Source organism: Sneathiella chungangensis (assembly GCF_009882935.1).
Taxonomy (GTDB): Bacteria; Pseudomonadota; Alphaproteobacteria; order Sneathiellales; family Sneathiellaceae; genus Sneathiella; species Sneathiella chungangensis.
In genome coordinates, this window is the sequence record NZ_WTVA01000015.1 from 150,049 (window position 1) to 173,319 (window position 23,271).

Here is a 23,271-nt window from a genome sequence, read left to right on the forward strand (position 1 = left end):
TCCGCATGACGACGCGACGGGTAATAGAATTGGACAGGAACCGCTACGGAATAAATAATGGAAAGTCCATGGAAAAGCGCCGGAACGGAATTGCTTTAACTATTTCAGCATCGGACCTGCAATGCAATTGCGAAGTTGAAAATCAGCTTTGCGGGGTTAAATTATCGCTGTGGTCGGCGGAAGGAAAGTAGATGGATTCGGTAACACAGTTTCTTCTGGGCGCAAGTATTTCCGGCGCCATCCTCGGTCCGCGCATCGGCGCGAAATCACTGCTAATTGGCGGCCTTGTGGCAACCCTCCCGGATCTCGACAGCTTCATCCCCCTCGATAACGACATCGATAACATGACCTATCACCGGGGCTTCAGCCATTCGGTCATTGTCCAGACAATTGTCGCGCCGGTTATCGCGCTGGCAATCGGAAAGCTGGTGCCGTCGACATGGTCGCATAGAAAGCTGCTTTTCCTGACGGTCTGGCTTGCGTTGATCACGCACAGCCTACTCGATTCGCTCACGACCTATGGAACGCAGATATTCTGGCCGCTGGAAGTGGGACCGCCGGTCGCGCTGCCGGCGGTGTTTATCATCGATCCTGTGTATACCCTGATCCTTTTCAGCGGAATCGCGACGGTATTCTTCGCGCGAAAGCGGCCGGGCGGCGGGTTCCGGGTCAATAGAATCATGCTTGCGCTCAGTTGTGCCTATCTCGCCGCCGGACTGGTCGGCAATACAGTTATCTCCAGCCGCGCGAGTGCCGATCCGGCCTTTCGTGACATGCGTCTTCACGTTCAGCCAACGGCTTTCAATCTGTTGATCTGGCAGGTGACCGGCGTATCCGATGACCGGCTCGCGACCGGGTTGATGAGCCTGACCAATAGCTGTGGCGTCCGCCAGCTTGTTACCGCGGAGCGGCGCAAAGCCCCGCGCGGCCTGAATGAAATCCCGCCATCCGTCAAACGCCTCGAATGGTTTACCAACGGATTTTTCTCCTACGGTGAGAAGGACGGCGCACAGACCATCACGGATCTTCGTATCGGCTTTTATCCAAGCTATGCCTTCTCGTTCAAAATCGCCGAGGATTCGAGTGGCAGGGCCATCCCGATCGCGCCGGAACGCATACGAATATCCTACGAACAACGGGCGGGGGACCTTTTCGAGAAAATGGCCGATACACTGGAAGGATGCGGCGGAAGTTAGAGGGTTTCGTTCGGCTGTTCCGGAATATCCGACGCGCTTATTCGCAATTCTTTTTTTAAGCCTGGTCTGAAAAATAAAGCTGGCGAAGCTCGGCCGCGATAGATACTCTTGATCGGGAATTCCAGTTTCCCGGGACAGGCCACCCATTTTTGGCGCTATCAGCACAATTCGGATATCGCGATGTTTTCAATACTTTCACTTGGGTTTTTAATTGGCATACGCCATGCCCTTGAAGCGGATCATGTGGCGGCGGTTGCCAGCCTCGCGACCGGCAGCAAGAGTGTGAAAGAGACGATCTTTCATGGCGCACTCTGGGGGTTCGGTCATACAATCACGCTGCTTGCCATTGGGTCGTTTGTCATCGTGATGAGCAGTACCGTGCCGGAAACGCTCGCTCACTGGCTCGAATTTACTGTTGGCATGATGCTGGTTCTGCTTGGCGCCGACGTGATCCGCCGGATGGTCCGCGATCGCATTCATTTCCATTTCCACCAGCATGGTCCGGCCAGCCGCCCGCATCTCCATGCGCATTCCCATCGGGGCGAAGGACGTCATGAGCTGTCCGCCCATAAGCACCGGCATGGAAAAGGGATGTCCGCGCGGGTGCTTGCCGTCGGCATCATGCATGGCCTGGCCGGTTCCGCCGCGCTGGTTCTGCTGGTCGCCGGCACGATCGAGAATACGTTCACCGGTATTCTCTATATTGTTCTGTTCGGTTTCGGCTCTGTCGTCGGAATGGCGGCGCTCTCGGCGGTTATCGCCATCCCCTTGCGCTATTCGGCCACGTCGATGACCTGGGCGTACAACGGATTGCAGGCGGTTGTTGGCACTGCCACCATGTCTCTCGGCGTCTACACCATGTATAGCCTTGGCTTCGCCTGAAAACAGCACCGGCAGCGACGCGGCGCCGCTTTCAACCGTTCTTCTGCCGCATCTTGCCCTGCTTTTGTCGGTGGTGGCACTCGGGCTTTCGTTCGTAGGCATTCGCGCCATCATGGCGGATGAGGACGCCGCCGCTTCGCTCGGATTTCTCCGCTACGGCATTGCCACCCTGCTGCTGCTGCCCTTCCTCTGGCGGCGGAGAGTTATCATGCCGCCGCTCAGGATCATTGCCATGGTGGCCCTGCTTGGCATCCTTCAGTTTGGCCTTTTCCATTTATTCGTGAACACCGCCCTCGAAGACATACCGGCCTCCCGCGGCGCGGTGATTTTTGCGTTGATCCCAATCATGACCATGCTGATTGCCGCCCTCGCCGGACGCGATACACTGACCGGGATCAAGCTTTTCGCGGCCTTCCTGTCAATTATCGGCGTCTCCCTTGCCATTGGCGAGAAGGCCTTCGCATCGGAGGCCACGGCAACCGGCTGGACGGGAGAACTCCTCTTCTTCATGGCCGTCTGTTGCGGCGCCACCTATAACGCCTTTTCAAGCCGCCTGATGCAAAACCGGTCTGTCCTGCTGCTGACGATCATCGGCATGAGCGCCGGCACCTTGGTGATTTTTCCCGTCGCCTATGGCGAGGGAATTGCGGAGGTCATTTTGCATTACGATCTGCGGGACTGGCTCTGGATCGCATATCTTGCCGGTCCCGCCGCCGCGTTCAGCCTTTTCCTGTTTAACTGGGGCCTGCAACAGCTGTCCCCGTCTCAGGCGGCGATCTATGTTCCGATCGCGCCGATCATGGCCGCGGCGTTCGGCGCCCTCATTCTCGGAGAACATCTCTCGAACCTGTTCCTTGTCGGCCTCGCCTGCGCCGTCGCCGGACCGGTGATTATGAACTGGCGTCGCCGATGATCGGCGCAGTATCGTAAACGTGACTACACAGGCGACCTTCCCGCCGATAAGATCGGCCAAAAGGATGAGAGGGAAAATGACGGAAATCTGCAAGTTTTTGAAGACAGGCATAATGCTGTCGCTGCTGGTCCTGCTGGGCGGCACGGCGGCGATCGCGGCGGAACCGGTTTCTGTTGGACCGCGCCCGCTTTACCTGATTGACGACATGGACGACGGCGACCTCAAGGAACAGCTTCTCCAATGCCGGGGAATGACGGCAAAATCAGCGGATTTCTCGATAGGTCATCGGGGCGCCTCCCTGCAGTTTCCCGAACATACGAAGGAGGGATATCTTGCGGCCGCGCGGATGGGCGCAGGCATAATCGAATGCGACGTGACCTTCACCAAGGACAAGGAACTCGTCTGCCGCCATTCGCAATGCGATCTGCATCAAACGACGGATATTCTAAGCCGCCCGGAACTCGCCGCGAAATGCTCTGTTCCCTTCTCCCCGGCGAGCGAGAATGGCGGAAAACCGAATGTGAAATGCTGCGCCTCCGATCTCACTCTTGCCGAATTCAGGACATTGCGCGGAAAGATGGATGGGGCGAACAGCAAGGCCGAAACGATCGCCGACTATCTGAAGGGCACGCCGGAATGGCGCACAGATCTTTATGCGACGAAAGCAACCCTGATGACCCATCGGGAGAGCATCGCCCTTATCGACAGTCTTGGCCTTAAATTTACGCCGGAGCTTAAATCCGTTGATGTTTCAATGCCTTACGAAGGCTATAGCCAGGGCGACTATGCAAAGGCCCTGATCGCGGATTACAAGGCTGCGGGCATTGATCCGGCCCGCGTCTTTCCGCAATCCTTCAACCTTGATGACGTCCTTTACTGGATCGAGAAGGAGCCGGAGTTCGGCGCGCAGGCCGTGTTCCTGGATGGGCGGTATCGCGGCAACCGCCTGAACCCGGACGATCGGGCAAGCTTCTCACCCAGCATGCAGGAGCTTGCCGATAAGGGTGTGAACTATATCGCGCCGCCGATCTGGATGCTTCTATCGTTGGATGAGAGCGGTAAAATAATTCCCTCCGCCTATGCGCGGGAGGCAAAAAAGGCGGGCCTTAAAATCATCACCTGGACGCTGGAGCGGTCGGGCCCCCTCGATGAGGGCGGCGGCTGGTATTATCGCAGCGTCCAGGACGCCATCAATAACGATGGCGATGTCATGACAGTCCTTGACGTTCTGGCGAAAGAGGTTGGTGTCGTCGGCGTCTTTTCCGACTGGCCGGCGACGACAACCTACTATGCCAACTGCATGGGACTGAACTAGCCTTACGCCTCGTTTGCGGCGAGGAGCTTGGTATTGCCGCCTGACGCGGTCGTATCGATACAGAGCGCCCTCTCGCAGACGAAATCCTCCCAACTCTCCGCCCCCACAATCAGCGGAAGGATCGCGCCGTCGCGCGCCGCAAGGGCGCGGCGGTAGGCGGCAAGATCATAGGCACCCGGCGTCACCGCCAACCCGGCCAGGGACGGAAGCGCCGTCACGAGCCCCGGTGACAATGGCGCGTCGCATTTCGCGACAAGGCCCTTTAGGCGCTTGTCGGTGCTAAAGGCGCTGATCAAGGCGTCCAATTCCTTTGGTGCATCCGCCAGCAGTACCGCGTTTCCGGTCAGCAAGGCCGTCGCCGCCAAAGACGCCGCCCCATCTCCGGCGCATAAAATGACGCCCCGGCCATGGAGGCTGAGCCGGTTGCTCTCGCCCGTCGGGCCGGTAAGGTTTTTCGGCTGCGGGCTATAATCGGCCATTTCGCGCAGAACATCGGCAACCGCCGACGCAACCTCCTTATCCGCCAGCGCGGCAAATTTCTCGAGAACTTCCCGGCGGTCCTCCCGGCGATCCCAGATGGCCTGCGCCTGTTGCGCAAGGGAAATCAACCGGAACGTTTCACGTGAAACAGTAACTTCACCCCTGGATTGTGGATCACTTATGGCGGAAGACGACGGCGCGCCTATTCGTTTCATAAACCGGTGAAGGTACAACGGGCCGCCCGCCTTCGGGCCCGTTCCGGAAAGCCCCTCCCCGCCAAATGGCTGCACACCGACGACGGCGCCGATCTGGTTGCGGTTGACATAGAGGTTCCCCACATGCGCCCGGTCGCACACATCCTGCACACGGGTATCAACGCGGGTATGCAGGCCGAGCGTCAGGCCATAGCCGGTCCTGTTGATATCCTCGACGACCTTGTTGACGTCCTCCGCCTTGAAGGTTGCGACATGCAGGACGGGGCCGAACACCTCCCGTTCCAGCGCGCTGATGTCCGCGATCCGATAGGCGGCCGGCGCGACAAAGCACCCGTCTTTCGTAGGAGTGGGAAGTGCCAGTTTCTTGATCAGTTGTCCGGATTTCTCCAACGTGGCGCAATGCGTCTCGATCATCGATTTCGCATCGGCGTCGATTACCGGACCGAAGTCGACAGAGATATCCCAGGGATTGCCTATTTTAAGTTCCGCCATGGCGCCTTCCAGCATATGGATGACCTTATCGGCGACGTCCTCCTGAACATAGAGAACACGAAGGGCCGAGCATCGCTGGCCCGCGGACTGGAAGGCGGAGGCGATAATATCCCGCACCGCCTGTTCGGGCAGCGCGCTCGAATCCACGATCATCGCATTGAGGCCGCCGGTTTCCGCAATGAGAGGGGCTTCGGGATCGGCATTCTCCGCCATCGCCCGGGCAATCCGCTGCGCTGTCTCCGTCGATCCCGTAAAGCAGACGCCCTTGATCTCCGGTTGCGAGACAAGCGCCGCCCCGACAATCGCGCCATCGCCCGGCAGAAGCTGAAGAACATTCGCCGGCACCCCGGCCTCCTGCATCAGCGCGACCGCGCGCGCGGCAATCAGCGGCGTCTGCTCCGCCGGTTTGGCAATAACCGTATTCCCGGCGACGAGTGCCGCAACGATCTGCCCGGTAAAAATCGCCAGCGGAAAATTCCATGGTGATATGCAGACAAACAGTCCACGCGCCTCACGCCCGCCATTTGCCTTATCCTCCCGCATGCGCACTGCATAATAGCGGCAGAAATCTGCGGCCTCGCGCACTTCGGATATGCCGTCCATCAACGACTTTCCAGCCTCCCGGGAGAGCAGCGCCATGAGCTCGACACGGTTTTCCTCATAAAGATCAGCAATCTTCTCCAGGATATCCGCGCGGGTGTCGGCCGCCGTGTTGCGCCAGGCCGGCGCGGCGGAACTTGCAACGGCAATGGCTTCGCGGACGTCTTCCACCGTCGCGTCGATGCATTTTCCGACGATATCCGCCCGGTTGGATGGATTGCGCACCTCATGCCCGTCGCCCGGCTTCGTCCTGCCATCGATAACCGGGGCGGCCTGCCATGAGGCCGCCTTGAAGGCGTTTCTCGCCGCGTCAAAATCGTCGAGAACCGACGGATTCGCGAAATTGATCCCGGCCGAGTTTTTCCGTGCGGCGCCGTACAGGGCCCGCGGGCTCGGGATTTTATCGTTCGCAATCGTTGGATACCCGAGGATCGTCGCGACTGGATCGCGCACCACCTGCCGGGGCGGCACCTTTTCGTCGAGAACCTGATTGACGAAGGAACTGTTGGCGCCATTTTCCAAAAGCCGTCGCACAAGATAGGCAAGCAGGTCTTCATGCACGCCGACGGGCGCGTAAATCCGGCAGCGGTTGCCGTTCTTCTTCATGACAAGGTCATGCAGCCCCTCCCCCATGCCATGGAGGCGCTGAAATTCGAAATTCTCAACCCCGTCCGCCATGTCCAGAATGGCCGCAATGGAATGGGCATTGTGGGTGGCGAACTGCGGATAGAGCCGGTCCGTCATCGCAAGCAGTTTTTTCGCGCAGGCCAGATAGCTGACATCCGTCGCCGCCTTGCGGGTGAAAACCGGATATCCTTCGTACCCCATCACCTGGGCGAGCTTTATTTCCGTATCCCAGTAGGCGCCCTTCACGAGCCGCACCATAATCTTCCGGTCAAGCCGCTTCGACAGCGCATGGAGCCAGTCGATGACATATGCGGCGCGCGGGCCATAGGCCTGCACGACCACGCCGAACCCGTCCCAGCCCTTGAGGTCGGGGCTCGCCAGCACGGCCTCGATGATATCCAGCGAAAGATCGAGACGGTCCGCCTCCTCCGCGTCGATATTGAATCCCATATTGGCATTCTTGGCCTGAAAAACGAGGGATGAGAGGCGCGGGACAAGTTCATCGAGGACGCGTTTCCTCTGTGTATATTCATAGCGCGGATGCAGGGCGGAGAGCTTTACCGAAATTCCGGGGTTGGACCGGATATCGGCGTTTCGGCTATGTTCCGAAATGCTGGAAATCGCTTTCGAGTAGGCCATGAAGTACCGCTGCGCGTCCTCTGCGGTGCGCGCCGCCTCCCCCAGCATATCGTAGGAGTAGGTGTAGCCCTTCTTCTCCATGCCGCTGGCGCGGGTCATTGCTTCCCCGATGTTCCGGCCAAGCACGAACTGGTGCCCGAGAATTTTCATCGACTGGGCGACTGCCGTGCGAATAACCGGCTCCCCCACCCGTTTGACCAGCTTGCGAAGCTGCCCGACGACATCGAGCGTCCCCTCGCCGAGCGGATGCACGACCTTGCCCGTCAGCATCAGACCCCAGGTCGAGGCATTTACCAGCGGCGAGGCGGAGTGGCCGAGATGCTTGCTCCAGTCCGCCGGGGCGATCTTGTCACTGATCAGGGCGTCCATGGTTATCTCATCGGGAACGCGCAGAAGCGCTTCGGCAAGACACATCAGCGCGACGCCCTCCTCCGTGGAAAGGCCATACTCACCGAGAAAGGTTTCCATGACACCGGGACTATCCGCGCGCCGCAATTCCTCGACGAGTCCGGCGGCCGTGTCGACGATCCGCTCCCGCGCTGCATCGGGCAAGTCCAGATCATCGATAAGCCGGCGAACCGCTGCCGCCTCGTCCGTGAGATAATGCGCGCGGATTTCAGCGCGAAGTCGCTGGAGATGTTTTACGGGCATTGCACGCGTCGTCCTTGAAATAGAGTGAGCACCAAACCTCGCACATAATACTATTCATCGCGAAGGCAATGTGACCAAACTATTACCAAAAACTATCCTAAAATCCGCAAAATTGCCCTGAAAATTGCCAAATAGCCTATCAATTAGCGAATTGGCAGGTGATCGGACCGTTTGAATTCCATCAGGGGCGCACCCGGAAGGTAGAAACCCCGGTCTCCCGCAATGGTGCGGCCATCTCCGCGAAATCACACAGCAGTTTGCGGGTATCCCTCGGGTCGACAATCTCTTCGATCATGAAGCGCTCCGCCGTCCGGAAAGGAGAGCGTAGCAGGTTGAGCCTCTCCTCGATCTCGTCAAGTTTGGCCTTGGGATCGTCGGAGGCTTCAATCTCCGATTTATAGGCCGCCTCCAGACCGCCCGCGATCGGGAGCGATCCCCAGTCACCCGATGGCCAGGCATAGCGGAGATTGAAACGGCCGGAATTCATATGTGCGGCACCCGCGACACCATAGGTTTTACGCACCAGGATGGCGCACCAGGGAACGGTCGCCTGCGCAATCGCGGCCATCGCCCGGACGCCATGCCGGATCGTCGCTTCTTCCTCCGCCTGCCGGCCAACAAGGAATCCCGGAATATCCGCAAGATGGGCGACCGGCAAATGGAATGTCTGCGCCAGATCGACGAAGCGCACCACCTTTTGCGCGGCATCCGCCGTCCAGGCCCCGGCATAATGGTAGGGATCACTGGCCATGATGGCGACGGGCCAGCCGTCGAGACGGGCGAACCCGGTGATGACCGAGCGCCCCCATTTTTTGCCAATCTCGAAGAAGCTGTCCTTGTCGACAACGGCCTCGATAATCTTGCGCATCTTGTATACCTTGCGCGGGTCGCGCGGGATGGCGTCAATAAGCCACTCCTCGCGCCGGTTCGGGTCATCCCCCGTCTCCACCCGCTCCGGGAGTTCGAAAACCGACGGTGGCAGGTAGGACAGGAACCGCCGCGCCTTTTCAAACGCCTCCTCCTCCGATTTCGCCTCGTCATCGACGGCGCCGTTCCGGGTATGGATATCCGAGCCGCCAAGTTCGTTCTTGGTCAGGTTCTCGCCGGTGCGCGCAACGACCGGCGGGCCGGCGACGAACATCTGCGACGTCTCCTTGACCATAACGGAATAATGGCTTGCCGCGACACGGGCCGCGCCAAGCCCTGCTGTCGATCCCAGCGCCAGCGCGACGACCGGCACCTTCGACAGATTTTCGATGACCGTATCCCAGCCACGCACCTCGGGAACATAGGTGCGCCCCTCGGTTTCAATCGTCTTGACCGACCCGCCGCCGCCCGTGCCATCGACAAGACGGATGAGCGGCAGATGGAGGGATCCGGCCATATTCTCCACATGGATGAGTTTTTCGCGAATGCCCGCATCATTGGCGCCGCCGCGAACCGTAAAGTCATCCCCGGCAACGACCACACGCCGACCATTTACACGGCCCCGCCCGGTAATCAGATTCGCCGGTTGCATGCTGACGATATTGCCATCCGCGTCATATTCGACCTTGCCGGTGATGGAGCCGACTTCCTCAAAAGTTCCGTCATCGAGAATTTTCTCAATTCGCTCGCGCACCGGGAGTTTGCCGGCATTGATATGACGCGCGAGTTTTTCCTCCCCGCCCATTTTCTTGGCATGGGCCTGACGGAGTCTCAACTCTTCAATTTCTTTTTCCCAACTCATTTGGATGTCCCTTTTTATTGTTCTTCTATGGGCACGGGCCGCAACACGGATGCCCCCCCTGCATTACCGGTAATTTAGCTCGGAAAACATCAAAGCCTTGTATGGGATCGCTGTCAACTGCTTCGACGCAACAAGCGCGTGTATGTTGATCACAGGGTCATTCAGGCAATGGTACGTAGCCATCGTCGCCCGGCACGGGGTCAAATCGCCGGGCGCGCCAATCGTTTTTCGCCTGTTCAATTCGCTCGCGGCTTGTCGAAACGAAGTTCCAGTACATATGGCGGGGCTCCGGAAGGGCGTCACCGCCGAAAACCGCAAATACGGTTTCCTTCATTGTTGTCAGCGTCACTTCCGGATGCGCATCAAGGACGGCAAGCGTCCCGGCGTCAACAGTGGTGCCGTCGATATCCAGCTCCCCTTCCACGACATAAACCGCCGCTTCTTCATAATCCGGTGCGAACAAGAGTGACGTCCCGGCATCGGCCCGAATATCCGCGAAAAACAGGCGGCTCAATGTCGCAACAGGCGACGTTTTTCCGTAAAGGCTTCCGGCGATCAGGCGACCCTGCCAACCCTCTCCGGACAGCTCCGGCAACGCCGATTTCGGCGTATGAACGAACGCGGGTTCCATCTCCTCGCATTCCCTGGGCAGCGCCACCCACATCTGAAGCCCATGGACAGTCCGTTCGGTGGCCCGCGCCGCCTCGCTGCTTCGTTCGGAATGGACGATACCGCGCCCGGCCGTCATCCAGTTGACGTCGCCCGGCGAAATCTCCTGTTCGGAGCCAAGGCTGTCGCGGTGAAAAATAGACCCTTCATAGAGATAGGTGACGGTAGCGAGGCCGATATGCGGATGCGGTCCGACATCCATCCCCTCTCCCTTCGCGAGCAGTGCCGGTCCCATGTGATCGAGGAAAACAAACGCGCCGACGGAACGCCGCTGCGCGACCGGCAGAAGACGGCGCACCTCAAACCCGCCGATATCCTTCGGCTTTCCGGTAATTTTGAGACCTATGCTATCCGCGCCCGCCATGGCTGTTCCGTCCGTTTATTGCGCTGTCCAGCCGCCATCGATGACCTGCAGGCTGCCGGTGATATTTTCCGCCGCCTCACCGCACAGGAAGAGGGCTAGCGCCGCGACCTGCTCGATCGACGTGAATTTTTTCGTCGCCGCCGACGCCAGCATAACGTCGTTGATAACCTCTTCCTCCGTCATTCCGCGGGTCCGCGCCGTGTCGGGAATCTGCTTTTCGACCAAAGGCGTCCAGACATATCCGGGGCAAATCGCGTTCACAGTGATGTTGTCCCGCGCAACCTCCAGCGCCGCGGTCTTCGTCAGGCCGGCAATGCCATGCTTGGCGGCGACATAGGCACTCTTGTTGGGGGAGGCCACCAGCGCATGGGCTGATGCCGTATTGATGATGCGGCCCCAGCCCCGTTTGGTCATGATCGGGATGGCGTGATGCATGGTATGAAAGGCGGAGGAGAGGTTAATCGCGATGATCGCATCCCATTTCTCCGTCGGGAATTCCGCGATCGGCGAGACATATTGGATGCCTGCATTATTTATCAGGATATCGACGCCGCCCAGTTCCCGGACCGTCATCTCGAACATCTCGGCAATTTCATCCGGCTTGGTCATATCCGCCGGGCTATACAGGCAGGTAATTCCGTAATCCGCTTCAAAGGACGCGCGCAAGGCTTCGATTTCCGAGGCGTCACCGAAGCCGTTGATCACCAGATGGCATCCCTCTTTCGCCAGCGCCCGGGCGCATCCCTCCCCGATACCGGAGGTTGAGCCTGTAATCACAGCCACTTTGTTCTTCAGCATGTCTACGACCTTTTAAATCTTCTATGGGTTAAATTTTCTCTATAAAACCGTCGCTTGTTAAAGCGGCCAGAAAAAGAGTATCGACGGAATGGCTACGGCTATCACGAGTATCTCAAGCGGCAATCCCATGCGCCAGTAATCGCCGAATTTATAACCGCCCGGCCCCATAATCAACGTGTTATTCTTGTGACCGATAGGCGTGAGAAAGGCGCAGGACGCGGCCACGGCAACGACCATCAGAAACGGATCGGGATTGGCGCCGAGCCGGTTGGCGATATCGACAGCAATCGGGGCGCCGATAACCGCCGTCGCCGTGTTGTTGAGCACGTCGGAGAGGGTCATGATCACCACCATCAGGACGGTCAGAACCACGATAACGGGAAGACCGGCCGTAAGGTCCACGATGCTTCCCGCGATCAGCCCGGTACCCCCTGATTCTTCAAGGGCGGTACCAAGCGGGATCATCGACCCGAGCAAGACAATTACCGGCCATTCAATATGCTGGTAGACCTCCTGGATCGGAACGATATCGAGCACCACATAAGCCGCAACGACAATCGCCAGAGCAACGGCAAGATAAAGCCAGCCGAAACTGGCAACGGCAATGGCAACGGCAAAAATGCCGGCCGCGAGACCGGCCCGCTTATACTGGGTGACCGAAAGACCCCTTTCCGCCAGCGGCAGGACACCAAGCCATTGGGCAACTTCCGGAACCCGGTCGACCGGGCCGAGCAGCAGCAGGATATCGCCCGCCTGAATATCAAGCTTGCGGACGCGGTCGCGAAATTTCTGCCCCTGACGCGACACACCCAGAAGAGTCACCCCATGGCGCATCAGCAGTCGAAGCGACATCGCCGAACGCCCCTCGATGCGGGCGTAGCGCGGCACCACGAATTCCATCAGCACCATGCCGCCCGCGACCGCTTTTTCGTGGCGTTTCTCGCCATCGAATTCGAGCTTCATCGCGCCGCGAAACTGATCGATCCCCTTGGCGACTGCATCCACGACCAAAATGTCGCCGGCGCGGATTTCGACGTTTCGCGCCTGACCGGCGAGCCGCTTGCCGTTCCGGACAAGGCCGACAACGGCGGCGTCACTGTCATCCGCCACCTGATCGAGCTCCCGCACCAGCATGCCGATGGCCGGAGATTCCTTGGGCACCAGCAATTCCGCGAGATAGCCCTCCTGATCAAGAAGGTCGACCGTCGGCGCCTTACTGTCCCGAGATCCCGGGATCAGTCGCCAGCCGATGACCGTAATGAACACGATACCGATAATCGCACAGGCGAGGCCGACCGGCGCAAAATCGAACATCCCGAAAGGCTCCCCCAGCGCGCTTTCCCGATAGGCGGCAATGATGATGTTCGGCGGTGTCCCGATCAGCGTGATCAGGCCGCCCAGAATGGTCGCAAATGCAAGCGGCATGAGGGTGACGCGCGGCGCGCGCTTGGCCTTGGCGGACGCCTGCAAATCCACCGGCATCAACATGGCAAGCGCCGCGACGTTATTCATGAAGGCTGAGAAAATCGCGCCTAATCCGCTCATTGCGGCGATATGGCTGGAAAGCTTCAAGTCCAGCGAGGTCAGTCGTCGCGTAATCAGGTCGACCGCCCCGGAATTCACGAGCCCCCGGGAGACGACAAGCACCAGCGCAATAATAATTGTCGCCGGATGACCGAAGCCGGCAAAGGCCTGCTCCGTCGGGACAAGGCCGAGAACAAGGGCGATGACGAGCGCCACGAAGGCAATGAGGTCATATCGCCATCGGCCCCAGATCAGGAGCGCGAAGACAATACCAAACAGCGAAAACAGCAGAATTTGATCAGTCGTCATTGTTCACAGCCATTTTGCAAGAAAATTACATTACTTTCGCGGATTTAGTCAGCATCGACGCCATCATCTGATGAACAAGATTTATCGCCTTTAGTGGCCGGATCATCACCTTGAAATCGGTAATCCGGCCATCGTCGCCCCAGTGGATGATATCTACGCCATTAATATCGATGCCGTCTATGGTTGTTGTGAATTCGAGTACGGCATCCGACGGGCCGACAACCTCGCGCACATAGGTAAAGCTGTCGCCGTTCAATACCTTGAAGGCGGCCATCAGATACATGAACGTAATTGACTTGCCACGTTGCGGCGTATGAACAACGGGGCTGTGGAAGGTCGCGTCTTCATGCAGAAGCGCGTCCAGTTTCACCGGATCGCCCGTTTCGACGCATTCATGCCAGGCCGCAATGGTATTTTCGATCATTTTATACCCTTGTTTTCAGGATTGGTTTTTGGCGTCGACCATTTCAACACGAATATCTCGCTGTGGAAAGGGGACATTGATCCCTTCCTTTCGGAATAAAGCCCAGACGCTGACCAGGACATCGCTGGTGACATTCCGGCAGCCCTCTTCGGGATCGGCGATCCAGAAACGAAGCTCAAGATCGATGGAACTATCGCCGAACCCGCGCATCAGACAACGCGGCGCCGGGTTTTCAAGCACTCGGGGAACATCCTTCGCCGCCCCTTCAATCAATTTCAGCGCCTTCGGGATGTCCGTGTCATAAGAGACGCCGATCGGTGCGCGCATCCGTACATTCTTTGAACTGTAGGACCAGTTGATCACCTGTTGGGTGATCAGGTCTTCGTTCGGAATGAGAAATTCCGTGGCATCACGGGTAATCACCGAGGCGTAGCGCGCGCCCATGGCATTGACCCTGCCATAGGTTTGTCCGACCTCGATGACATCGCCAGGCTTGATACTGCGATCGAGCAGCAGAATGATGCCGCTGATGAGATTGGACACGATTTTCTGAAGGCCGAAACCAATGCCAACGCCCAGCGCACCACTGAAGACGGCAAACGCCGTGATGTTTATGCCGGAGTTGGAAAGTATGATCAGGACGGCCGCCGATATCAGTCCGACGCGGACCAGTTTCGCGGTCAGCACCTGAACCGACGGCGTCAGGGCCCGCGACTTATGGATCCGCGCCTCCAGAAAGCGGGACAGCCCGAAGGTAATCCAGAAAACGATGATGCCGGCGACGACGGCCTTGGCGACGCCCAGCATCGAGATGCGGGTATCTCCGAGATTGAAGGCCAGGTTTTCGAGAAAAACCAGTGTCGGAGTTAGCAAGCCCAGGATATTGAGCGCCGCTATTGTCCAGGCGCAGAACGCGACCAGGCGCGCCCAGATTTTATTTTCCGCAAGGCTGGTGACGACATTGATGACAATCCAGGCGACCAGCAGGGAACAGATCGCGCTGATGATGTGGGACGGCGGCCCCACGCCCTGAAAAATTGCGAGAATTGCAAATTCGATCGCCAGCCAGATCAGCGGCAGCGACAACCCCGCCAGTATTTCAAGCCCCCTTGCGAACGGCGAGCGCGGCGGAAAATGACCTTGCAGACTGAGGAGAGCAGTCTTTAGCTGGCGGCGCGTGAAATAGGCGACGAGCAGCCCGCCAATGACCGCCAGAATCTGGGAAATAATATTCACGTCCGACCCGAGAGCCGTAATATGCCCCAGCGTCTGCTCCAGAAACTCTCGTATTTTATCTGCGTTCATTGAATTCAAGCTTACTCGCTTCTCCCCAATTATCAAACAACTATCCGCGTTCGATCAAAAGGGATGCAGGGCCCCTGCCGGCTGTGATAGGGTGGATCGAAAATCAACAAAAACCATCGCCTTGTTCGCGGGAAAGGGCGTTTCTCTTGTCTATCTTTTCGTCTCAGAGTTTGCCCGGGACACCCTATCTTGACAGCGGTTATTCCTGGGTTCGCCTTTGCGTATCCGTGCTCATCTCCCTTGTCGGAAGTGCCGGAATGTGGGCCGTTGTTGTCGTCCTGCCAGCGGTACAGGAAGAATTCGGCATTGATCGCTCCGAAGCGTCAATCCCCTATACGACGACGATGATCGGCTTCGCCCTCGGCAATTTCGTATTCGGGCGCCTCGTCGACCGGTTCGGCATCGTATTACCGATGATTGTCTCCGCCCTGATGCTGGGTGCGGGATTTGCGCTTGGATCCCTCTCGGGGAATGTCTGGATATTCGCTGCGGTACAGGGCATTTTGATCGGATCCGGATCCGCGGTCACATTCGGCCCGCTCATCGCCGACTTATCGCACTGGTTTGAACGCAACAGGGGCATAGCCGTCGCCGCCGCCGCCAGCGGTAATTATCTCGCCGGCACATTCTGGCCGCTCGTCCTGAAAGAGGTCATGGCGTCGGATGGATGGCGCGACGCCTATATGCTGGTCGCCGTTGTCTCCGTTTGCGTCATGATACCGGTGGCGTTTCTCCTGAAGAAGCGCATACCGGCGCATGTGGTGGATATCTCATCGGCCCCGGACGCCCTTCCGGTCACCAAGCGCCGCATCGATATTTCGCCGCGCGCCCTTCAAATCCTGCTATGCATCGCGGGGATCAGCTGCTGCGTCGCCATGTCCATGCCGCAGGTCCATATCGTCGCCTACTGCGCCGATCTCGGCTTCGGTGTCTCCGCCGGGGCGGAAATGCTGTCCATTATGCTCGCAGGCGGAATAGTCAGCCGCCTGCTTTCCGGTTTTCTTGCCGACCGTATCGGCGGTGTCCGGACGGTGCTGTTGGGCTCCTTCCTGCAATGTCTTGCGCTCTTTTTATATATCCCGTTCAACGGTCTCGCCTCCCTGTACATCGTCTCCCTTGTCTTCGGGTTGTCGCAGGGAGGTATCGTGCCGAGCTACGCCATTATCGTCCGCGAATATCTGCCCGCAAAAGAGGCAGGGGAGCGGGTTGGCCTTGTCATCATGATGACCGTTGTCGGGATGGCGCTCGGCGGCTGGATTTCCGGCCTGATTTATGACCTGACGGGTTCCTATCAGGCGGCCTTCATCAACGGCATTGCCTGGAACATGCTGAATATGGGCATCATGGCGCTCCTGCTCTGGCGCACGGGGGAGAGGCGAACCGCAAATGCCTGAAGCCGCCAACAAAAAACTGACGGGGAGAAAAATGAAACTATCTGTAAGCCATGCGGAAGACTCCGAATTCACCAGCGGCCTTCGCGGCTTTTTCGAGTATCGCGACCTCGGTATCAAAGAGGCGACGGACGGACGCTTCGGCGCGCATGTCATCCGCGCCGTTCCGGGACAACATGCTGTCGGCGACAGGCATGTCCATGAGCTGGAATTCCAGATGGTCTACATTCTCAAAGGGTGGGTCAATTTCTGGTATGAAGGCACAGGCGAAGTCACACTCAAGGCTGGCTCCTGTGTGCATCAACCGCCCGGCATCCCGCACCAGGAACTCGCCTATTCCGATGATCTTGAAATGATCGAAATAGTTTTGCCCGCCGAATTCGAAACCCTTGAAGTGGCTGAATAATTTGGCGGAACGGACGAATGCCCGCCATCCGCGGATAGTGGCGATCCAGAACCCTTATCATTTTGACATATTTCACGTGACCGGCTATGTTTTTTGCTGATCGCCATTAAGAACGTGCTGGGGGGAAAGCTGCCGTGGTCAATTTACGTCCAGTCATGCCAACCCTACTGCTCGGCCTCGGCCTTGTAGCGGGCTCGGCGTTTGCGGCAGATGCGCCGTTGCTCACGCTCGCAGATGCCATCGAGATGGCCAAGGCGCAGAACTACCAATTACAGAATGCCGATCTTCAGATTGACGTCGTCGAAGAACAGAAGAAAGCCGTCGAAGCGAAGCAATATCCGCAACTCAGCGCACATGTTCACGGGCTGCAGAATTTCGTCGACAATGAATATACTTTCGAGAAAGGATCGCTCGGTACTGTCGGCGGCAGCCCTGTTCCCTCTTCGAACGTTTCTATCGATACGACGAACGGATTTACCACTCGCTATTCCTTGACGGCGACGCAGCCGCTCGTGGGCCTCTATGAAATCGGCCTGAATGTTGACAAGCTGAAAACGCAGAAAGAAATTGCCCGCCAGCAATCCCGGCAAACGGAGCAATCCGTGACGTTGCAGGTAAAGCAGCTTTACTACCAGATCCTGAGCGACGAAAGCGCCATTGCCGCGACGAAATCCTCGGTCCAGTTCAATGAGGAACTCGTCAAGATCCTCAAGGACAATGTGGCCCAGAAGACGGAGCTTGAATATCAGCTCCTGAACGGAGAGGCGCAGCTCGCCTCCGCCCGCCACCAACTGCTGACCCAGCAGAACGACCTTCTGACGACCAAGCAACAGCTCAATGCCCTGCTCGGCCGGGATATTTCAACGCCGTTCAGGGTAACCCCGGCAAATGCCAAGCCGGCACTTACTTTTGATGCCGAGCAGGCTGCCGATCAGGCGATTGAAAAACGCCCGGAAACCCAGGAAGCCCGGCTTCAGGTCAAGGCGGCAGAGACGGAAGTCGACATCCAGAAAAGCGGTTATCTGCCGGAGGTCAATCTTGTCGCCAGTTATGGCCGCGTCAACAACACGAACTTGCTGCCGGACGAGAGCCTTTATGTCGGATTTATCGCCAAATGGGATTTCTTCACCTGGGGAGCGGACGAGAGCAATGTGACGGGCTCCCGAATTGCCCTCCGGCAGGCGCAAAATTCCCTCCGCGATAACGAGGACCAAATCCGCGCGCAAGTGAGCCAGAGTATTCGCAACCTAGAAGTCGCGAGAGCCCTCGTGCCGGTGACCGAAATGGCCAAAAAAGCCGCTGAAGAAGAATTGCGGGTCAGCTTTAATCAATATAAGGCGAAAACCATTCTGCTGAGCGATCTGTTGAATGCCCAGGCACAGCTGCAACAGGCGAATGACAACTACCATCAGGCATTGCTCGGGGTCTGGAATGCCAGTGCCGCCCTCGAACAGGCACTGGGAGATGAATAGATGACATGGCAAGCGGCCTTGCGATATGGCTTGGCGATTGGCGTTTTGATGCTAACGGCCTGCGACTCGGAAGAGGCCCAGGAATCAGCTCCCCTGCAACCGGTCAGGGCGGCCGTTCTGACAGAGGATACGACGGCAAGCGATATCCGCTACAGCGCCAATATTGAAGCCAATACACAGGTCAATGTGACATTCAAGGTAACCGGCTATGTCACGAAGCTTATGCAGATCAAGGGAGATGACGGAACGGAGCGCGCCGTTCAGGCCGGGGACAGGGTAAAGAAAGGGGATATCCTTGCGACGGTTGATTCCAAGGATATCCGGGACAGCCTGACACAGGCGGACAGCCAGGTCGCAGCGGCCCAGGCCAATCTCAACAAGGGCAAGCAGGATTATGACCGGGCGACCACCCTGTTCAAATCGGGCAGCATGACGGCGCCGGATTATGACAGCGCCAAGCAGGAATATGAAAATGCCGTCGCCCAGCTTGAAAATGCCAAGGCCGCGCAGAAGATCGCCCGGAATAACGTAAATGACTTTGATCTTGTCGCGCCACTCGACGGCGTTGTCCTGCAGCGCAATGTCGACGTTGGAACGCTCGCCAACCCGCAAACAGTCGCCTTCGTTATCGCCGATACGAACGTGGTCAAAGCCGTGTTCGGCGTTCCGGACAGCACCGTGCAATCGCTGAATATCGGGGACAGCCAGAATCTGACCACCCAATCCTATCCCGAAAAGGTTTTTACCGGCAAGATTTCCGAAATTGCCCCGTCTGCCGACACGAACAGCCGCGTGTTCGACGTGAAGGTCAATATCGATAACGGCGACGGCCTTCTGAAGGTTGGAATGATCGCCTCGCTCAGCCTGCCGAGAGAGAGTGCCGGAACCCATCAGGGTCCGCTAATCCCGCTTGCCGCCGTCGTCAGGTCGAAGAATGATCCGAACGGATATGCGGTTTTCGTGCTTGCGACGGAGGGTGACAAGACTATCGTCCGGCTGACCGACGTCGACCTTGGGGATGTGCATGGAAACCGGATCGCTGTTCTGAGCGGTCTGGATGCGAATTCACGGGTTGTAGTCAATGGCGCCTCGTTCGTCAGGGACGGCCAGCAAGTCGCGGTGATTCCGTAATGTTGTCTTTGTTTGGGACAGGGGAGCCTAGCCAATGAAGGACATTACGGAAACCCACAATACTGCCCGTTATTTTACCGAAAACCGGCATATTTCCTGGGTCCTGCTGATCGCCGTCTTCATGTGGGGGCTCTACGGATATTTCTCGATGCCGAAGGCCAAGGATCCGGCAATCCAGGTTCGCGTGGCGTCGGTCATTACAAGCTGGCCCGGCGCCGACGCGACAAAAATAGAACAGCTGGTTACCCGCCCTATCGAGGAGCAGATCGCGCTCAGCTCAACCCTGCACCCCGTCAGCCCGACGAAATTTGCCGTTAAATCCTTGACGCTTCCCAATCTCTCGATCGTCCAGATCCAGCTTGAAGAAACGCTGGATGATACCAAGGCGGCGTTCAACGAAATCGACCTGAACCTCAGATCCTTAAGTCTGCCGGCCGGCGCCGGGCCGATCCAGTTCAATGACGGTTTCGGCGATACAGCGGCGATCCTGATGACGGTGGCGAGCCCGACAGAAAATCCGGTGGAAATTTCCTTAAGGGCCCGGGATATCAAAACCGCGATCGAAAATGCCCGGAAAACCGGTGGTAAAAGCGAAGCCTCGCGCCGTTCCCTTGTTGTTGTCATGCCGCGTGATATCGCCCTCACCGCGCCCGGACGGAATATGGACCTGTTCAAGGACTACCTTGTCAAACGCGGGGATGTGTCCGATGCGGTTTTTATAAAAGGCGCGGGGTTTATCGGGCTTGATTTCACAACCACCCTTTCTGATTCAGCGATCCTCAAGGAACTGGATGAGTTTCTACTGACGAAGCTCGCGCAGGTCAGTTTTCATGAAGATGCCTGGCCCGCCATCGTTATCGATGATCCGGAGAAAACAGACGAAAAGCTGCAGGCCTCGCCCGGCGGTAAATACAGCTACCGGGAGCTTGACGACTTTACGAACCTCATTATCCGCAATCTGCAGACAATTCCGCTGGTCACCGTCGTCAACAGCTCCGGCGTCGTCGATGAAAGGATCTATCTCGAATATTCGCAGGATCTTCTTGCGTCCTACGGCCTGACGCCGAACGACGTGAGCAGCGCGATCGCCGCGCGGAACAGCGATATTTCCGGCGGCGAGTTTTACGCGAGCGGGTCCAGCGTCCTGGTCGAGCCAATCGGCAAATATACAAGCCCCGACCAGATCGGCGGCACTGCTTTCACGAAATCCCCCTCCGGCGCGCCGGTCTATCTCAGGGACATCGGCGAGGTTGTTCCGGGATATGTCTCCCCGCCCTCCTTCCTCAACTACTATAACTGGCGGGATGAGAACGGAAAATGGCAGCGCGGCAAAGCCATCTCGCTCGCCATCCAGATGCGCGACGGCGGTCAGATCGGCAAATTTGGCGAGGCCGTTGATCAGGTCCTGAAGGAGGTGCAGCCACACTTGCCCGACGACATCGTCATCGAGCGCATATCCAATCAGCCGTCCCAGGTCGCAGAGAATATCGACCTGTTCATGACCGCCCTGATCGAGGCCATCGTGCTTGTCGTCGCGATTTCCTTCCTTGGCTTCTGGGAATGGCGCTCGGCTCTTCTGATGATGATATCGATCCCGATCACGCTCGCCATGACCTTCGGCATCATCGATACGCTGGGGATACAGTTACAACAGGTATCCATTGCGACATTGATCATCGCGCTCGGTCTGCTTGTCGATGATCCGGTTGTTGCCGGGGACGCCATCAAGCGCGGCCTCGCCGCCGGGCAGCCGCGAATTCTTGCTGCCTGGCTCGGCCCCACCAAACTCGCCCATGCCATCATGTTCGCGACAATTACAAATGTCGTGGCTTATCTTCCCTTTTTGCTGTTGACCGGCAATACGGGCGAATTCCTCTACAGCCTGCCGGTGGTGATGACGACGGCGCTGGTCTGTTCGCGGCTGGTCTCCATGAGTTTCCTGCCGTTTCTCGGCTATTACCTCCTGAGACCGCGCAACAAACATGAGCCGACGATTGAAGAGCGGCGGACGCGCGGGTTCAGCGGTCTTTATTTCCGCGTCGGCAGCTTCCTGATCGATCACCGCAAGAAAGCCCTGCTTGCGTCCTTGGCCTTTATCGCCTTGATCATCCCACTTAGTCAGACGCTGAAAACGTCGTTCTTTCCCGACGATGTGCAGTATCTTTTCTACGCCGATATAAATCTCCGGAATAACGCCACCATCCATGAAACCCAGAGGGTCACCGACCAGGCAGTCAGGATTGTTCAGGAAATCGCCGAAGATTTCGGCGCTAGCCTCGGCCCGGACGGCGGGGGCGATCCTCTCACCTTGATCGCGAGTTTTGTTGGGGGCGGCGCGCCGCGTTTCTGGTTCTCGGTCACACCGCAATTGCATCAGCGGAACTATGCGCAGCTTGTGATGCGGCTGAACAACAAGGAGCTGACGGCAGAACTGATCCCGCATCTGCAACAGGCCCTAAGTGCAAAAATTCCAGAGGCCGTCATCGACGTTCGGCAGTTGCAGACAAATCCGGTGCCCTATCCTGTGGAAATCAGAATTTCCGCCAAATCCGCCGTTCAATCGGAAGGCCCGGAATCAGCAGCCGAGATTGCGACGCTGCGGCAACTGGCCGCCGAAATGGTGGCAATCCTTGCCGAGGCGCCGAATGCCGCGCGGGCACGCGATGACTGGGGCGAAGAATCCTTGCGCCTGCGCATCGAGATTGACCCGGACCGGGCGTTTCTGGCTGGCGTGACGAACCAGAATATCGCCGCGTCCTCGTCCGCCGGACTGAACGGCAATCAGGTAACGACCTTGCAACGCGGTGACAAGGATATTCCTGTCGTTTCCATATTGAAACCGTCGGAAAGGGCGCAGCTTTCCGATCTTGACAATCTCTATGTCTTTGCGACGACCAACAATAACAAGGTCCCGCTTGGCCAGATCGCGACCGTGGAATATCAACTGCATACGGAGCGCATTCTCCGCGAGGAGCATTTCCGCACCGTAAATGTACGCGCCTTTCCACTCGCCGGTGTTCTCCCCTCCGAGGTGATGAAGGCCATCGAAGAGGATCTTGACGCCTTCGCAAAGCGTCTGCCGCCCGGTTTCACCATGGAAATCACGGGAGAGCAGGCCAATGCCCAGCAAGGCTTCAAGCAGTTGACCAAGGTGATGGGCATTTCCATAGGTCTGATTTTCGTTGCGCTCGTCTTCCAGTTCAAAAATGCGGTCAAGCCGCTGATCGTCCTGGCGGCCGTTCCCTATGGCGTTATCGGGGCGCTGGTCGCGCTCGCCGTAACCAACAGTCCGTTCGGGTTTATGGCGTTTCTCGGGATCGTAGCGCTGATCGGCGTGATTGTCAGCCATATCATCGTGCTTTTCGACTTTATCGAAGAAATGCACGAAAAAGGGGAACCCTTGCGCGAAGCCTTGCTTGATGCCGGGATTGTCCGGCTGCGCCCCGTCCTGATTACCGTTGGCGCGACGGTGTTCGGCCTCGGCCCCCTGGCCTTGCATGGCGGACCCCTCTGGCAGCCGCTCTGTTATGCCCAGATCGGCGGCCTGACCATCGCCACCTTCACGACGTTGCTTCTTGTTCCCGTGATTTACTCCATTTTCGTGCTGGATCTGAAAGCGGTGAAATGGGAAGAGCGGGCAAGCGTTGCCGCATAAAGCGAAAGCGTGACAAAGGGGCCGCAATCCAATTATAGTCTGCGCAATCAAAAGACGGCGTGCCGATCCAATCGGCGCGACCGA

Annotated in this window: 16 protein-coding genes; 9 read left to right on the forward strand and 7 right to left on the reverse strand. The window is 57.9% G+C overall.

Annotated features, from left to right (window positions below):
- Positions 1-191: 191 nt before the first annotated feature.
- From GQF03_RS13790 to GQF03_RS13805, 4 genes are all read left to right on the forward strand, one after another.
- The gene (locus tag GQF03_RS13790; RefSeq protein WP_161339878.1) at positions 192-1,196 is read left to right on the forward strand and encodes a metal-dependent hydrolase; all 1,005 of its coding nucleotides are present in this window, start codon (positions 192-194) and stop codon (positions 1,194-1,196) included.
- Between the two features lie 180 nt (positions 1,197-1,376).
- A complete protein-coding gene (locus GQF03_RS13795; RefSeq protein WP_161339879.1) occupies positions 1,377-2,078 on the forward strand; it encodes an urease accessory protein in 702 nt (233 codons plus the stop codon).
- Positions 2,065-2,991 carry a DMT family transporter gene (locus GQF03_RS13800; RefSeq protein ID WP_161339880.1) on the forward strand — a complete coding sequence of 309 codons (927 nt, stop codon included), beginning with the start codon at positions 2,065-2,067 and terminating at the stop codon, positions 2,989-2,991. Before GQF03_RS13795 ends, GQF03_RS13800 begins: the two co-directional genes overlap by 14 nt.
- A gap of 112 nt (positions 2,992-3,103) precedes the next feature.
- Positions 3,104-4,306 carry a glycerophosphodiester phosphodiesterase family protein gene (locus GQF03_RS13805; protein WP_380743764.1) on the forward strand — a complete coding sequence of 401 codons (1,203 nt, stop codon included), beginning with the start codon at positions 3,104-3,106 and terminating at the stop codon, positions 4,304-4,306.
- A gap of 2 nt (positions 4,307-4,308) precedes the next feature.
- On the opposite strand, the gene putA is transcribed toward GQF03_RS13805, so the two are convergent.
- The 7 genes from putA to GQF03_RS13840 form a co-directional block, all read right to left on the reverse strand.
- Positions 4,309-8,010, reverse strand: coding sequence for a bifunctional proline dehydrogenase/L-glutamate gamma-semialdehyde dehydrogenase PutA (putA, locus tag GQF03_RS13810; protein WP_161339882.1), 3,702 nt, complete (start codon positions 8,008-8,010; stop codon positions 4,309-4,311).
- Between the two features lie 181 nt (positions 8,011-8,191).
- Complete coding sequence (locus tag GQF03_RS13815) at positions 8,192-9,739, reverse strand: acyl-CoA carboxylase subunit beta (RefSeq protein WP_161339883.1); 1,548 nt, start codon at positions 9,737-9,739, stop codon at positions 8,192-8,194.
- A 157-nt stretch (positions 9,740-9,896) separates the two neighbouring features.
- Positions 9,897-10,772 carry a pirin family protein gene (locus GQF03_RS13820; RefSeq protein ID WP_161339884.1) on the reverse strand — a complete coding sequence of 292 codons (876 nt, stop codon included), beginning with the start codon at positions 10,770-10,772 and terminating at the stop codon, positions 9,897-9,899.
- A 15-nt stretch (positions 10,773-10,787) separates the two neighbouring features.
- Positions 10,788-11,570 carry a 3-hydroxybutyrate dehydrogenase gene (locus tag GQF03_RS13825; RefSeq protein WP_161339885.1) on the reverse strand — a complete coding sequence of 261 codons (783 nt, stop codon included), beginning with the start codon at positions 11,568-11,570 and terminating at the stop codon, positions 10,788-10,790.
- Positions 11,571-11,627: 57 nt separating this feature from the next.
- Positions 11,628-13,403 carry an SLC13 family permease gene (locus GQF03_RS13830; RefSeq protein WP_161339886.1) on the reverse strand — a complete coding sequence of 592 codons (1,776 nt, stop codon included), beginning with the start codon at positions 13,401-13,403 and terminating at the stop codon, positions 11,628-11,630.
- A gap of 25 nt (positions 13,404-13,428) precedes the next feature.
- A complete protein-coding gene (locus tag GQF03_RS13835) occupies positions 13,429-13,827 on the reverse strand; it encodes a nuclear transport factor 2 family protein (protein ID WP_161339887.1) in 399 nt (132 codons plus the stop codon).
- Between the two features lie 15 nt (positions 13,828-13,842).
- Complete coding sequence (locus GQF03_RS13840) at positions 13,843-15,132, reverse strand: mechanosensitive ion channel family protein (protein WP_161339888.1); 1,290 nt, start codon at positions 15,130-15,132, stop codon at positions 13,843-13,845.
- 152 nt (positions 15,133-15,284) lie between these two features.
- Between GQF03_RS13840 and GQF03_RS13845 the strand changes: the two genes are divergently transcribed.
- The 5 genes from GQF03_RS13845 to GQF03_RS13865 all read left to right on the forward strand — a co-directional run bounded on the left by GQF03_RS13845 (position 15,285) and on the right by GQF03_RS13865 (position 23,187).
- On the forward strand, positions 15,285-16,526 hold the full coding sequence (locus GQF03_RS13845; RefSeq protein WP_380743761.1) for an MFS transporter: 1,242 nt from the start codon (positions 15,285-15,287) through the stop codon (positions 16,524-16,526).
- Positions 16,527-16,557: 31 nt separating this feature from the next.
- Positions 16,558-16,929, forward strand: a complete 372-nt coding sequence (locus tag GQF03_RS13850) for a cupin domain-containing protein (RefSeq protein WP_161339889.1) — start codon at positions 16,558-16,560, stop codon at positions 16,927-16,929.
- A gap of 134 nt (positions 16,930-17,063) precedes the next feature.
- On the forward strand, positions 17,064-18,401 hold the full coding sequence (locus tag GQF03_RS13855; RefSeq protein ID WP_161339890.1) for a TolC family protein: 1,338 nt from the start codon (positions 17,064-17,066) through the stop codon (positions 18,399-18,401).
- Positions 18,402-19,532, forward strand: a complete 1,131-nt coding sequence (locus GQF03_RS13860) for an efflux RND transporter periplasmic adaptor subunit (protein WP_161339891.1) — start codon at positions 18,402-18,404, stop codon at positions 19,530-19,532.
- A 34-nt stretch (positions 19,533-19,566) separates the two neighbouring features.
- Positions 19,567-23,187, forward strand: coding sequence for an efflux RND transporter permease subunit (locus GQF03_RS13865; RefSeq protein ID WP_161339892.1), 3,621 nt, complete (start codon positions 19,567-19,569; stop codon positions 23,185-23,187).
- Positions 23,188-23,271: the final 84 nt, after the last annotated feature.